Here is a 13,426-nt window from a genome sequence, read left to right on the forward strand (position 1 = left end):
CGAGGTCCGCATTTTTTCACAAGCGGCGTTGAGGAAAAAGCATGTCACAAATCGTCCACACGGAAGGCGAATCCAATACATCCAGCGCGCGAAAAGCATGGATGAAGGAATCTATAGGGCCTAAATCTTCACCCTTGCTGAAACGCGACGCTAACGCGTTTCTCCACCAGTCACTGTCCTCGCCATGCGTTAGCACCATTGCCAAAGCTGAGGGGATTTGGGTCGAAGACCTGGACGGCCGCCGTTACATGGATTTCCATGGCAATTCGGTGCATCATATCGGTTACGGACATCCCCGTTTGATCACCGCGATCAAGGCGCAACTGGATGACCTGTCTTTCGCACCCCGTCGCTTCACCAATGATCCCGCGGTTGAATTGGCCGAAAAGCTCGCCGAAATCGCGCCAGACGACCTTGGGAAGATGCTGTTTACGACCGGCGGCTCTGATGCAAACGAGGTCGCTCTCAAGATAGCGCGCGCTGCCACCGGTCGGTTCAAAACAATTAGCTTCTGGGATGCCTTCCACGGTGCCGGTTTTGGCGCCGCAAGCGTCGGCGGCGAGGCGACATTTCGCAGCCATATAGCCGGCCCGCTTCTGCCGGGTGCAGAGCACGTGGCACCTTTTGCCTGTTACCGATGCCCGTACAATCACGCCGGCCCAGATACCTGTGGGTTGGCTTGTGCAAAAATGGTCGAGTTCGTTCTAGAACGCGAGGGAGACGTAGCTGCGGTCATCGCTGAGCCTATGCGCGCGGTGCCTTATGTGCCGCCACCGGGCTTCTGGAAAGCTGTGCGGGAGGCATGTAATCGTCACGGGGCTCTCTTGATCATGGACGAGATTCCCACGGGGCTTGGAAAGACCGGCAAGATGTTTGCCTTTGAGCATGACGAGATTATCCCTGACATCGTCACCTTGGGTAAGGCACTTGGCGGAGGCATCCTGCCGATTGCAGCTTGTATCGCGCGATCCAAACTAGACGTCTGCGGAGACTTTGCCATTGGACATTATACACACGAAAAAAACCCGGTGACTGCACGCGCCGCGCTTACCACAATACAAATCATCGAAGATGAGGGGTTGGTTGACCGGGCGGCTGAGTTGGGCGAGCACGCTATGGATCGTCTGATGGGCGAGCTTCAGAATATCCCGATCGTCGGTGACATTCGCGGCCGTGGTCTGATGTTTGGTGTCGAAATTGTCGATGACCGTGCCGACAAGACACCTGGAAATGCACGAGCCGAGCGGATCTATTATGCTTGTTTGGAAGCTGGCCTAAGCTACAAAATCAGTCAGGGATGTGTGCTTACATTGTCACCGCCGCTAACGATCACGCGCAAGGATCTCGACTGTGCAATCGACATTGTTGTCAACGCGATTAAGGACGAATGTTGATCTTTGTGGCCATACCTTTAGAGCAAAACACGCCGTTGCTCTGTCTGCTTCCAGGAAAACAGTGGTCAATGGACGTGGAGATCAATTCTCAATTATGGCGCCAAGGGCCATTGCCTACCGCCAAGAAAGTGTATGCGTTTCCCCTATGGAACAGACGCGTCCGATTTATTTCAGCAAACTCGGGCGCTGAGCGTTTTATCGAAATTACTCGGCCGCAAAATCACCGGGTCGGTCTCCGGTCGTTGGTTGGCAGGATTGCAGCGCACCCTGTTATTCCAAGCAAACCGTAGGAGTGAGGTAGAGCATGGCGATAGTCAGCTTTTTAATCAGCCTTGCTGGCGCGACGATGTTGCTGCTTTTTGCAGTTCGAATGGTACGCACTGGAATTGAGCGCAGCTATGGAGCGTCGTTCCAGCGCGTTTTGACGCGACAGCACAGTTACCTGCAGGCCTCACTTGTGGGTCTGATGATGGCGGTTGTACTGCAAAGTTCGGCGGCAGTGGCGCTGTTGACCTCTGGGTTTGCTGCCAGTGGAATGTTGAGTTTTCCTGCCGGTCTGGCGATTGTGCTCGGAGGCGATCTAGGTTCAGCACTGATCATCCAGATTCTTACGTTCCGGTTGGACTGGCTTATTCCAATGCTGCTGGCGATTGGAGGCTATCTATTCGTCAAGACCGAAGCCAAAAAAGCCCGACAACTAGGGCGCATTCTGATGGGCGTTGCCTTTATCCTGATCTCACTTCGGTTCCTTCGTGAGGCGATGGACCCAATTCGGGACAGTGCATTTTTACCCGCAGTGGCGGATTACTTGTCGCGCGACTATATCACTGCATTTCTTGTCGGGAGTGCCTTAGCCTTCGTCATGCATTCCTCGGTGGCGGCCATCCTTATGTGTGTGACACTTGTGCAAATTGGAGCGATCCCATTTGCCGCCGGAATGTCTTTGGTTTTTGGCGCGAACTTTGGCTCGGCCTTCATTCCGGTATGGCTAACCCGAGGAATGCCAGTGACGGCCCGACGAATACCCTATGCAAATTTGGCGCTGCGAGGAAGTTGGGCGTTGGCTAGTTTGTTTGCAGCAAATTTTGCCCTACGAACCGGGCTTTTGGGCGACCCGCAAGGGGGGCAAATGCTAGTCAACGTGCATCTTGCTTTCAACCTGTCGCTTTTGGTTTTAGCCCTTCCGTTTTGTGGACACTGGCAGAACTTGTTCGAAAGGCTCTTGCCAGACCAGCAGAAAGTACAGAAGTCGCAATCCGCACAACCGGTCAGCGCATTGGACATGGAAGACGTGGCAAATCCCAATCAGGCCTTGCCGAGCCTCATGCGTGAGCTACTGCGGATGAGCGATCTTCTCGAAACCATGTTCCGTCCTGCTCTTGAACTTTACCGCAGCGGAGACAAAGAACAGATCCGGTCGGTTCAGGCCATTGACGAGGACGTAAACCGGTGCCTCTCGGGTATTCGAGCCTTCGTCGCCGCGATACCCCCTGAGCTATATGAAAAACACGATGCTAAAACCGCGCGCGACCTTATGGAGTTTGCGATCAGGCTTGAAACGGCGGGTGACGTTGTCGCCAAACGCCTGACTGTATTGGCCGGTGAAATGCGGGCCAAAGGCTCTAGCTTTTCGCAAGATGGCTGGTCCGAACTTGTTCAGATGCATGAAGGTATTCTTGCAAACATGAAACTGGCATCAAATGTACTTGTTTCAGACGATCTGGAAAGCGCCCGGCTTCTCAGCCTTGAGAAAACCGAAATCAAACGCGTGGAACGTGAAAGCCGCAAGCGTCACCTGCGCCGGTTGCAGCATGGAACAACGGAAAGCTTCGAAACCAGTGATATTCATCTAGAGACATTGCGGGCTTTCCGGGAGTTCAACAGTCATATTGCATCGATTGCTTACCCGGTCCTTTACCAGAACGGTCAACTTCTCGAGACACGATTGATCAACGAAATTGCTGAATAGGCCCGAGCCGGTCTCAATGCGAAGACAAGAAAAGAGCGAGAACAAAGGCGACTGGAAACACCGAAGTGAGTTCGTTCTCGAAATCAAATTTTGAAATTGTTCAGTGTCTTCCAAAACCTGAGCCCAGCACTGCGCAGTGCACAAGGGTCTAAGTAACCGGATTGAAGGATCCCACCAATCAACCCGAAAACGCGAAAAGATCATCGGTCCCGACAAGTCACTCTGGCAGACTCAGAGATTTCTGGTTGCCCATGACCAGATCAGCATCAGCTCCCGTCTCCCCGCTATCAACTTACTTCAGCTTTATTCCACCATGCCCGATCAGATGCCTTCCAGTTTTGGATCAGCTATGCCCGCGAAATGTCCTCCTGACGACATAGGCGCCGACGTTCTTCAATCTTGCTCAAGCAAGTTGGCAATCCCGGCAGAGTTCTTAGGTATTGGGTATTCCGTTCTAGTACCATTCATCCGGCATTCGCGCTTTGCGCTCTGACACGAAGTCTTCAAGCGCGGCTTGTATGCCGGGTTTCATTTCAGGACGCTGGTAATCGTTCAACATCTGACGCCACCGCGCGGTGGCGCGTTGGTCTGAAGTGAGAGCACCATTTTCAGACCAGGTCTCGAATGGCCCTGCGTCAGAAATTTGTGGCTCATAATTTGCTGCCGCATAGTGGCGCAGCGTGTGTTTGGTCGACAGGAAATTTTCGCCCGGGCCCGTTTCAAAATAGGCATCACGGCCAAATGCCTCCTCATTCGTTTCGAAGCCCTTCAGCAGTTTCAGCATCGCGCCACAGTGGTCGAGATCCATGATGAATTTCTCGTAGGACATCACAAGCCCACCTTCGAGCCAGCCTGCCGCATGCCAGACCTGATGGGCTCCGGACAAAAGCGTGGACCACATGGCACCGGTGCTGTCCTGCATCGCTTGCCCATCTGGCGCATTGGAGGCGGTGATCTGCCCACCGCCAGAGCGCACAGGTACGCCAAGCCTTCGTCCCAATTGTGTCAGCGCCATCGTGGTCATGTTCGCCTCGGGCGATCCAAAGGTTAGAGCGCCCGTGCGCAAGTTCATTGTGGAGTGGAAAGAGCCGAACACCACCGGACAACCGGGGCGCACCAGTTGCGCAAGCGCAATGCCAACCATCGCTTCTGCCAGAGTTTGCGCCGCCACCGCCGCCGGCGAAAGCGGCCCCATGGCACCCGCGAAAATCGCAGGGGAGACGCAGACACATTGGCCTGCCTCCGCATAGATACGCAGAGCCGACGACATGGTATCATCATAAACCAGCGGCGAATTGACGTTGATATTTGCCTGCATCACCGCGTGGTGCTCCATGAAGTCCCGTCCAAAGACGAGGCGTGCCATCTCGATACTGTCACGCACGCGCTCGGGTGCCGTAACAGAGCCCATAAAGGGCTTGGTTGAGAGTGTCAGATGCGCCAGCATCATGTCCAAATGCCGTTTATTCACCGGCACATCTGTCGGCTCGACAACCGTGCCGCCGGAATGATGCAAGGCGGCCGCACTGTAGGCCAGTTTGACGAAATTGCGGAAATCCTTCAGCGTCGAATATCGTCGGCCCTTCACCAGATCGCTGACAAAGGGAGAGCCGTATCCCGGCATCAGCACAACGTTGTCACCGCCAAGTGTCACCGTTCTGACCGGGTCTCGGCCATGCAACTGAAATTCACCTGGGGCCGTAGCACAAAGCGCACGGACATGACCCGGTTCAAACCGCACGCGTTCGCCATCGAGGCGGGCACCCGTTTGGGCGAAGTGATCCAGTGCCGTTCGATCCCCCCGAAACTCGACGCCAATATTGCTTAGAATCCAGTCGGCTTGATCTTCGATCCGGGCCAATACCGTTTCACTTAGTAGATTGTATGCAGGTATCCTGCGACCCGTGAACGGTGTGCTCTCAGAAGGGGCAATACTACGGGCCAAGCGGCGCCTGCGCGCGCGGCCGCGGTGCTCCGCCGGTGTCGGTGTTTTTGCTTTTGCGTTCAACAAGTCCAACTTCATTTCATCGCTCCACGAGCTTGAATGCAGTTTTCGACCTTAAAAACATATTTGAAAATCGAAAAAAACTACTCTTAGCGTTTAGAAATTTTGTACACTAAAGATATGAGTACCCGATTTCATCACCATGACTTACTCAGGCTATTTGCCGAGATTGCTCGTTATTCCAGCTTCTCGACGGCAGCATCGGCACTCAACATGACTAAGGGCGCCATCAGCTATCAGATCAAAACGCTTGAAGCCGATCTTGGGATGATCCTGTTCCAGCGCACATCGCGTGGTGTCACACTCACTGGTGAAGGATTAAAACTGCTCGCGATCTGCCAGACCCGATACGAAGAAATCGAAGCTGAAATTCATGCATTAAAGGGGATTTCAACGCGTTCTCTAACCGTTGGCGTCTCGACCTATTTCGCTGCGCGCTGGCTGTCGCCACGCCTGATGTCATTCATGCAAAGCCACCCGGACGTGCAGATTCGCATTCAACCGATGATCGAGTTTTCAGAAGCTGAGATGCAGGATGTGGATCTTGCAATCAGGTGGGGTAACGGGAATTGGATCGGCGGCACCGTTACTCCGTTCATGCCCATGCCGCCCTATCCTGTGGGTGACCGGGCGGCAGCTGACCTAGTGATAGAATTAGGAATGAAAGAGGCAATATCGCATCTTACGCTGCTGAGAGATCGTGATGACAGCAACGCCTGGTCTGATTGGCTGAACGTTGCAAAGCTTCCCCGACAATCAAGGAGAGATGCGCTAATCGTTCCTGACCCAAATGTCCGGGCGCAAGCAGTCATCGACGGACAGGGAATAGCTTTGATGGATGATCTGGTTCGGGACGATCTAAAAGCTGAAAGACTGTTTCGGTTGTCGGAAACCGATCTGCCCGACTATGGGTATTTTTTGGTTCAACCGTATAGCTCCGCACCAACCGGCGCAGTACAGTCCTTCTCGGACTGGATTCTGGGTCAATCGTAGCAGTCATTCCCCTTGAGTATCCTCAGAGCCATTATTATACGGCATATAAATAAATTACAGGGACCCAGAGGATGCCCACAGGACATATCATGATGGCAATGAGCCTAGACGGTTTTGTCGCAAGGCCAGATCACAGGCTGGACTGGTTGGAAAAGCAACCCACTGCAGACGAAGATCACGGGTTTGCCGCGTTTCAGAGTAGCGTCGACGTGATCGTGATGGGGTCCGGATCGTACCGGACAGTTCTGGGATTTGGAGAGTGGCCTTACACGAAACCGGTGGTGGTTCTCAGTCGCTCAATGAAAACCTCAGGCATTCCAGATGAGCTGCGCGAAAGAGTTGAAGTTTCAGACAAAACACCCACCGATTTGATGGAGGACTTTGGCGCGCGTGGTTACAATCGAGTTTATGTGGATGGCGGTGCAATCATCCAATCCTTCCTCAAAGCCGGGCTGATTGAGGACATGCGGATTACCTTGGTTCCCATTCTGATTGGTAAAGGCATTCGGATCTTTGGTGAAACAGAAGGTGACGTTGATCTGGAGTTGGTTTCGGTCAGCAGCTTTTCCTCCGGTCTGGTAGATCTCGATTACAGACTGAAAACCAGGTGACGAAAGCTTCGCCACCAGGGCGACCGTCAAAGGCTGCACAGTGCCTTTCGAAGCAAGTGATCCTGCAGGCCGCATTGCCGATCGCCCAAAGCAAAGGTGTTGATGCGCTATCGTTTCGCATACTTGCCGATCAGCTTGACGTCACTCCGATGGCCGTGACCTATCACGCAGGTAGCAAGAAGCAACTATTGTCCGATCTGGTGGAACTTGCCTTTGCAGGCGTCTTGGATGGAGTGAATGGTGGCAACCCGGTCAAACGCGCCCGCTGCATTATGGCGACTTACTATGGTTGCGCTTTGAAGAACGCCAATCTACTCCGTGCAATCCTAGACGATGTAACGCTCATGAGCGCGGACCTCATGAACGTGGCCGAGGAATTAAAGGTCAGCACGGACCAACTCGAAAACAGCGATGGCGGTGATGTTCTTGTTCACGTGCTGATCGACTATGCACATGGGTTTGTGCTCTCAGCCTCGAGCGGAGAAGACAATCCCCTGACAATAGACGATTTTCTGCAGGGGGTTGACTGGATTCTTGCGCAAGCGGCGGGTGACTTCGCAGAGACGTGATATGAAAACATGCCCATCAGAGGGTGTCCTCAAGCAATGAGCAATTTGCGTCATTCAATTCTGACCCTAACGTCAAGTATTTCTGCCCCAAAGCTACTAACTTTCATCGAAGCTGAGGCTTATGTCTCAAATGAGTTCGGTTTGCCAAAGGATTGATACTTGGCGGTTGGCTGCTTTCGTGTTCTCGATTGTTTTCGGCTCGAGGAAGGTGCGTTATCGCCAACCACGGCTTAAATGCTTCATACGATGCCTCAGGCACCTAGCCTCGCCGATGTATCCTCTATGGCGTTGCCTTCCGCCATTCCGCAGAACGCTTGTCGCCAACCTTGAGCCAGTTCTTTCATCTGAGACAACACCTCTGCATCTTCTGGCAGAATGCGACGGGTCAACCTTGCACGTGTGACGGCCAATACAGACCAATTGGGATTTAACCTTTCAACCAAGGTGATCCGATCACCGGAACCAACTTCGCCAGGTTCGAGTACACGATAGTACCATCCGGTTCGGCCCGTCTTCTGAAACTGGTAAGGCATTTCCTTGCGCCCCGTATGTAGCCCGAGTTTCCAGCACGGTTGCCGCCCCTGACTGATTTGAACAACCGCCGTACCCAGTGACAGGATGTCGCCAATGCAGAGGTTTTCCTCGGTCAGCCCCGTTGTTGAAATGTTCTCACCGAACGCCACTGGCAGTGTGCCGGGTGCCATTAGGCCCTCTGCCTGCCAAGCCGAGTAGTGATCAAAAGCATAATGATGGATGGCTTTGTCTTCGCCTCCATGCACGGTCAAATCTGCCTGTGCATCCTCGGAAAATCCGAGCGAGGTAATCAACTGCCGCCCGTCCACCCTGTCTTTTTGAATGGCCGATGGCGGTTTGCCTTCCCAACAATCTTTGACCGCTCCGACAAATATGCCGTCGATGTTCGCCGATAAATCAAAATGGTTCATCTGGCTTCCTCGTGCTCGATACAGATCTTGTCTTTTTCACCGACGTCCAATGATACACCCAACAGTTTGCAGAAACCGTTTTCCGTCGTGGTATCATGGTATGTGCAGGATTTGCATTGGCCGAATGACCGACCTCCATTTGCGGCCAAAGCCAGACTGATGCTTTGCATCAGACCCTGTTCAAGCATGGCTTGGTTTTCTACGGGCATATCTCCAATTGCCTGTGCAACAGGGTTCGGCTGACGTACAATTTTGACCCCTTCCTTGGTCAGGTCATAAGAGATCGACCGTTGATCAAGCTCTTTGCGATGCTCTTCTACATAGCCCTTGCGCGTCAAAGCCTTGAGCGTCTGTGACATCGTTCCACGGGTTGTTCCGATGTATTCTGCAACATGCGACGGCGAGCGCGAGAACATGTTCGCCTCTGCGAGGTATTCCAGCGCCATCCTCTGAGTCGGGTTCAAATCTCCTGCCCACCCTTCGGAAGCATCGATCCGGGCCAGACGGTTGATCAGTGTGCGTATGCGGTGGTCTGTGTTCATAACACTTTTAGTAGCGAGTCGAAATTATAGTTGCAATGCATTTCTCATTATAGTAGCGACTCGATATTATCTATTTGGAGACGCTCATGAAACTCTCAACGCTCACTTCTACTTTGGCACTGGTCATCGGAGGCACGGCTCTTGCAGATGGGAACCATGCCATCCATCAAGATGGCGCCATCATATCTTCGCCGGACGCCAGTAAAGTCGCGGACTTTGACATTCTGGCAGCGCATGCGCATCGCAATGGAAACACGGTCACTTTTCACATGACAACGAATGGGACGGCTGGCGCTTCGGTTCCAGCGGCAACCGGAGAGGTCGGTGGATCAGACGTCTGGTCATATGTCTGGCCTACTTCTTTGGACCCTTCAGCCGTTGGGTTCGAAGGCAGCACAGGCATCCTTGCAATGGCCGCAACCAGTCATCCTGATTTCGATGACACACCGCTTTTTGACGAGAACGGCGACGGCGATCCGGCGAATGACGGCATCGAATGGCACAGCCACTGGGTTGTGTTGACCCCGACCGAAGCGTGCGGACCCGACGCGCTTGCCGTGCGTGACATCCCCGAGGGTTCCTCGCCCAAGCTACCTGCGACATGGCCTGGGTTCCCGATCTTTCTGGACAGCCCTGGGTTTACGCCTTTGTTCGATGGGCCCGAAATCTCGGTGAATGCCGGCTTTGCCAGCAACGTAGAACTGGATGGTGTCGCTTACGATGGTGTCACTTCTGCATTGCGAGTGAACGCTAACATCCATGCGCCCTTGCTGTGCGTCACAGATGTTTTCGACGTCGCATCCGGCGACCTGAGCCTGCCGGGGAAGCTTCACTGACATTCGACCACGCAGCCGCCGAACCCAAGGCGGCTGCGTGTTATTGAGGGCAATGAAAATGCAAACACCAGAACTAGACGTTTCGGAATGGTTTAATACAGACACACCGCTAACATTAGGCGGTCTAAGGGGACGGATTGTTGTTATTGAGGCATTTCAAATGTTGTGCCCGGGATGCGTCCTGCACGGTATTCCCTTGGCGCAATCGATTCAGAAGACGTTTCCTGAAGAAAAGGTAGCCGTGATTGGCTTGCACACTGTGTTCGAGCATCACGACGCCATGACACCGGTGTCTCTGAAAGCCTTCCTGCATGAATATCGCATCACCTTCCCTGTCGGCGTGGACAGGCAGGGGGTGGGGCAATTGCCAAACACGATGTCCCGCTTTGGCATGCGCGGTACACCAAGCCTTGTCTTGTTGGATCAGTCGGGACGGATCGTTGTGCATCACCTTGGACAGGTCTCAGAACTGCAGTTGGGGTCTGAGATTGGCAGTCTTCTGACACGAGGGGCCGCATCGGTCACAAGCAATCCCGCCACCGTCAATCAAAACGAAGGCGCATCAGGTAGCTGCAATGTGTGAGCCGGCCAATGCGCCCGCGTATGGAAACCGTCTTTCCCCAAGGTCATCGCCAAAAGGCAGTTTAGCCACACGCAGCGACGGAATACCCGATCACACCAAACGGTGCCCGCCGTCGAATACTCCGCAGTATCAGGCAAGCCCCCGAAGATCGGGGGCTTGCCAATTGTCTTTACGCGGGGAACCCACTTTCATCGGTCAAACCAAGAGCCCTTGCTACACCGGCACCATATGCAGGATCTGCCTTGAAACAGTTCGATATGTGGCGGATCTGAATTTCTCTTTGTGCAGCCCAGATTGCGCGGGCAGTGTTTTCGAACAGTACTTCTTGCTGCTCTGGCGTCATCAGGCGGAACAACTCACCGGGCTGCGAGAAGTAGTCATCATCCTCGCGGTGGTTCCAATGATCCGCAGCACCTTCGATGGACAAAGGTGGTTCAGAGAAATCCGGTTGCTCGGACCATTCGCCATGCATGTTGGGCTCATAACCAATCCGAGATCCGGCATTGCCGTCGACCCTCATCGCGCCATCACGATGGTAGGAATGATACGGGGAACGAGGCGCATTCACAGGGATCTGGGAATGGTTGACACCCAACCGATACCGCTGAGTGTCACCATAAGAAAACAAACGTCCTTGCAACATCTTGTCCGGCGAAAAGCTGATACCAGGCACGATTGTAGAGGGGGCGAAGGCTGCTTGTTCAACCTCGGCAAAGTAGTTCTCAGGGTTCCGGTTCAATTCCAGCTCGCCAACCTCAATCAGCGGAAAATCCCCATGTGGCCAAACCTTGGTCAGATCAAACGGGTTGAGGTGATATGTACCCGCATCCTTCTCTGGCATGACTTGGACATAAAGCGTCCATTTAGGAAAATCACCGTTTTCAATGGCGTCAAAAAGATCTCGCTGATGGCTTTCACGGTCACCGGAGATGATCTGTGCTGCTTCCTCGTCGGTGAGGTTTTTTATCCCCTGTTGCGTTTTGAAATGGAATTTGACCCAGAACCGCTCGTTGTCCGAGTTGATAAAGCTGAACGTGTGGCTGCCAAAGCCGTGCATGTGTCTGTAGGTGGCCGGAATCCCCCGGTCAGACATAACAATCGTCACCTGAAGCAAGGCTTCGGGAAGGCTGGTCCAGAAATCCCAATTGCTATCCGCACTGCGCATGTTCGTCCGCGGATCGCGTTTGACGGCATGGTTGAGATCGGGAAATTTCAGCGGATCGCGAAGGAAGAACACAGGGGTGTTGTTGCCCACAAGATCCCAGTTGCCCTCTTCCGTATAAAACTTGATAGCGAAGCCGCGGATATCCCGTTCTGCATCCGCTGCGCCGCGTTCCCCTGCAACGGTCGAGAACCGCAGGAAGAGATCCGTCTTCTTGCCAACATCAGAGAACATTTTGGCACGCGTATACTGGGTGATGTCATGGGTCACTTTGAATGTACCGTAAGCGCCAGACCCTTTGGCATGCATCCGACGTTCGGGGATCACCTCGCGATCAAAGTGGGCCATCTTCTCGAGAAACCAAACATCTTGAAGCAGCGCAGGTCCACGCGGCCCCGCCGTCAGTGTGTGTTGGTTGTCAGGCACTGGCGCGCCAAATGCGGTGGTCAGCTTCGATTTACTGGTCATGTCAATCTCCTGAGTTGGTATTGGCAGGACAAAACCGAAAACAGCCAAATTACTCCAACTTATATAAATTATCCGATCGATAATCAGAGGTGATGCATGGTTAGAAGAACCTCAGTCGCCGGCCTTTCACTCAGAGATCTTGAGTACATTCAAAGCATTGCCGAAGAAGGCCATTTTGGCCGGGCGGCTGATATCTGTGGGGTTTCACAACCTGCAATCAGCCAACAGGTATCCAAGCTGGAGGCGCGCCTTGGCTTTTCGATATTCGAACGCCACGGACGGCATATTTCGTTGACGCAAAATGGACAGATAGTTCTGCAAAAAGCAGAAATCCTTCTGACAGAAGCCCGTGAACTGCTGGAATTGTCGCTTAGCCTAAGTGACAATCTGGAGGGAGAGTTAAAATTTGGTGTACTTCCAACACTTGGGCCTTACTTGCTGCCGCTTATCCTCAAGTCTCTCAAAAATGCGTACCCCAATCTCCAGTTGTCATTGTTCGAAGAACCCACTCACGTTCTTGAAGAGATGCTCGTCAGGAGGACGCTGGACGCTGCACTGATTGCGACGGCCCCGAAACAGCCTGTACTGAGAGCGCTTCCGTTGTTTCACGAACCATTTGTTTTTGCCTGCCCCAAGGATCTGGACTTCAGATCCAATGAGAAAGTTCGCTGGTCCAAGGTTCTGTCCTCTCAGCTCGTTCTGCTTTCTCAAGAGCACTGCCTAAGGGATCAGACCGTAGCATTTTGCGATCGGATTGACCAACCTAGACAGAGGGTGGCGAGCAGCCTTGAAATGCTCCGGCAAATGGTCGCACTCGGAGAGGGTTGTGCGCTGTTTCCGGCATTGTCTGTGAGTGGCCCTGATCGTTTCGGCGGCTTGGCAACGACACATCCCATTGCTGATGGGATCTTTGGCCGTTCTATCAGACTGGCATGGCGCGACAGCGACCCGCGCGCAGGGTCGCTTGAACACTTCGGGACTTTCATTCAGACGCTTATGGCCGCTCCGGATATGACGCGATATTTGAACGGAAATGCCTAGAGCGAGACCAGCCAAGGTTGGGATAGGCTTTGCTGATGACGTGGGTGCCTCCTCCTGACGACATCGCAATGTGCTAATGTGATGTTTGTTTAAGCCATCAACAAAGCCACCCAAAGATCAAATTCGGCTGATGCCCTACATTGAGCCGCCTTCTGACGTCGAACGTTCATCACATTTCTAGTCCAACTGTGACGGTTGGGTCTGGTTCATTCAATTCTGACCCAAACATCAAGCATTTCTAACCCAGAACGAACAACGACACCTCATCGACGCTGCGATAAATGTCTCAAATGAGCCCATCCTGTCCCT

12 protein-coding genes are annotated in these 13,426 nt (G+C 53.3%); 8 read left to right on the forward strand and 4 right to left on the reverse strand.

Translation table 11 applies throughout. The annotated features are described in order from the left end of the window. Window positions 1–41 precede the first annotated feature (41 nt). Together pbfA and AC2FHX_RS09170 are read left to right on the forward strand one after the other, a co-directional pair. Window positions 42–1,394 carry a (R)-1-hydroxy-2-aminoethylphosphonate ammonia-lyase gene (gene pbfA / locus AC2FHX_RS09165; RefSeq protein ID WP_496696665.1) on the forward strand — a complete coding sequence of 451 codons (1,353 nt, stop codon included), beginning with the start codon at window positions 42–44 and terminating at the stop codon, window positions 1,392–1,394. Window positions 1,395–1,698: 304 nt separating this feature from the next. After that, window positions 1,699–3,363, forward strand: coding sequence for a Na/Pi cotransporter family protein (locus AC2FHX_RS09170; RefSeq protein ID WP_496701313.1), 1,665 nt, complete (start codon window positions 1,699–1,701; stop codon window positions 3,361–3,363). Window positions 3,364–3,817: 454 nt separating this feature from the next. On the opposite strand, the gene AC2FHX_RS09175 is transcribed toward AC2FHX_RS09170, so the two are convergent. Then, window positions 3,818–5,386, reverse strand: a complete 1,569-nt coding sequence (locus AC2FHX_RS09175) for a trimethylamine methyltransferase family protein (RefSeq protein WP_496701315.1) — start codon at window positions 5,384–5,386, stop codon at window positions 3,818–3,820. A 102-nt stretch (window positions 5,387–5,488) separates the two neighbouring features. On the opposite strand from AC2FHX_RS09175, the gene AC2FHX_RS09180 reads away from it, so the two are divergent. The 3 genes from AC2FHX_RS09180 to AC2FHX_RS09190 all read left to right on the forward strand — a co-directional run bounded on the left by AC2FHX_RS09180 (window position 5,489) and on the right by AC2FHX_RS09190 (window position 7,541). Continuing rightward, window positions 5,489–6,361: a LysR substrate-binding domain-containing protein gene (locus AC2FHX_RS09180; protein ID WP_496701317.1), complete on the forward strand. Its 873-nt coding sequence runs from the start codon at window positions 5,489–5,491 to the stop codon at window positions 6,359–6,361. A 92-nt stretch (window positions 6,362–6,453) separates the two neighbouring features. Then, window positions 6,454–6,972, forward strand: coding sequence for a dihydrofolate reductase family protein (locus tag AC2FHX_RS09185; protein ID WP_496701319.1), 519 nt, complete (start codon window positions 6,454–6,456; stop codon window positions 6,970–6,972). Beyond that, complete coding sequence (locus AC2FHX_RS09190; RefSeq protein WP_496701320.1) at window positions 6,969–7,541, forward strand: TetR/AcrR family transcriptional regulator; 573 nt, start codon at window positions 6,969–6,971, stop codon at window positions 7,539–7,541. Before AC2FHX_RS09185 ends, AC2FHX_RS09190 begins: the two co-directional genes overlap by 4 nt. A gap of 251 nt (window positions 7,542–7,792) precedes the next feature. Here AC2FHX_RS09190 and AC2FHX_RS09195 read toward each other — a convergent pair whose 3' ends face one another. Together AC2FHX_RS09195 and AC2FHX_RS09200 are read right to left on the reverse strand one after the other, a co-directional pair. Beyond that, window positions 7,793–8,485 (reverse strand): MOSC domain-containing protein, encoded by a 693-nt coding sequence (locus tag AC2FHX_RS09195; protein WP_496701322.1) that lies wholly within the window; start codon window positions 8,483–8,485, stop codon window positions 7,793–7,795. Further along, window positions 8,482–9,027 (reverse strand): MarR family winged helix-turn-helix transcriptional regulator, encoded by a 546-nt coding sequence (locus AC2FHX_RS09200; RefSeq protein ID WP_496701324.1) that lies wholly within the window; start codon window positions 9,025–9,027, stop codon window positions 8,482–8,484. Before AC2FHX_RS09200 ends, AC2FHX_RS09195 begins: the two co-directional genes overlap by 4 nt. 86 nt (window positions 9,028–9,113) lie before the next feature. Here AC2FHX_RS09200 and AC2FHX_RS09205 point away from each other — a divergent pair, with 86 nt between their 5' ends. After that, window positions 9,114–9,863 carry a hypothetical protein gene (locus tag AC2FHX_RS09205; protein ID WP_496701326.1) on the forward strand — a complete coding sequence of 250 codons (750 nt, stop codon included), beginning with the start codon at window positions 9,114–9,116 and terminating at the stop codon, window positions 9,861–9,863. Between the two features lie 58 nt (window positions 9,864–9,921). Beyond that, a complete protein-coding gene (locus AC2FHX_RS09210; RefSeq protein ID WP_496701327.1) occupies window positions 9,922–10,446 on the forward strand; it encodes a redoxin domain-containing protein in 525 nt (174 codons plus the stop codon). Between the two features lie 169 nt (window positions 10,447–10,615). Here the strand turns inward: AC2FHX_RS09210 and AC2FHX_RS09215 are convergent, their stop codons facing one another. Continuing rightward, a complete protein-coding gene (locus tag AC2FHX_RS09215) occupies window positions 10,616–12,076 on the reverse strand; it encodes a catalase (protein ID WP_496701329.1) in 1,461 nt (486 codons plus the stop codon). A 96-nt stretch (window positions 12,077–12,172) separates the two neighbouring features. On the opposite strand from AC2FHX_RS09215, the gene AC2FHX_RS09220 reads away from it, so the two are divergent. Further along, window positions 12,173–13,117, forward strand: coding sequence for a hydrogen peroxide-inducible genes activator (locus AC2FHX_RS09220; RefSeq protein WP_496701331.1), 945 nt, complete (start codon window positions 12,173–12,175; stop codon window positions 13,115–13,117). Window positions 13,118–13,426 lie beyond the last annotated feature (309 nt).

This window comes from Ruegeria sp. CDSC042 (genome assembly GCF_059610745.1).

What these genes read in the sequence shown, in the direction of transcription:
- AC2FHX_RS09200 (WP_496701324.1), bottom strand. Translation starts at nt 9,027, where the DNA reads ATGAACACAGACCACCGCATACGCACACTGATCAACCGTCTGGCCCGG.
- AC2FHX_RS09205 (WP_496701326.1), top strand. Translation starts at nt 9,114, where the DNA reads ATGAAACTCTCAACGCTCACTTCTACTTTGGCACTGGTCATCGGAGGC.
- AC2FHX_RS09215 (WP_496701329.1), bottom strand. Translation starts at nt 12,076, where the DNA reads ATGACCAGTAAATCGAAGCTGACCACCGCATTTGGCGCGCCAGTGCCT.
- AC2FHX_RS09195 (WP_496701322.1), bottom strand. Translation starts at nt 8,485, where the DNA reads ATGAACCATTTTGATTTATCGGCGAACATCGACGGCATATTTGTCGGA.
- AC2FHX_RS09180 (WP_496701317.1), top strand. Translation starts at nt 5,489, where the DNA reads ATGAGTACCCGATTTCATCACCATGACTTACTCAGGCTATTTGCCGAG.
- pbfA (WP_496696665.1), top strand. Translation starts at nt 42, where the DNA reads ATGTCACAAATCGTCCACACGGAAGGCGAATCCAATACATCCAGCGCG.
- AC2FHX_RS09175 (WP_496701315.1), bottom strand. Translation starts at nt 5,386, where the DNA reads ATGAAGTTGGACTTGTTGAACGCAAAAGCAAAAACACCGACACCGGCG.
- AC2FHX_RS09185 (WP_496701319.1), top strand. Translation starts at nt 6,454, where the DNA reads ATGGCAATGAGCCTAGACGGTTTTGTCGCAAGGCCAGATCACAGGCTG.
- AC2FHX_RS09210 (WP_496701327.1), top strand. Translation starts at nt 9,922, where the DNA reads ATGCAAACACCAGAACTAGACGTTTCGGAATGGTTTAATACAGACACA.
- AC2FHX_RS09170 (WP_496701313.1), top strand. Translation starts at nt 1,699, where the DNA reads ATGGCGATAGTCAGCTTTTTAATCAGCCTTGCTGGCGCGACGATGTTG.
- AC2FHX_RS09220 (WP_496701331.1), top strand. Translation starts at nt 12,173, where the DNA reads ATGGTTAGAAGAACCTCAGTCGCCGGCCTTTCACTCAGAGATCTTGAG.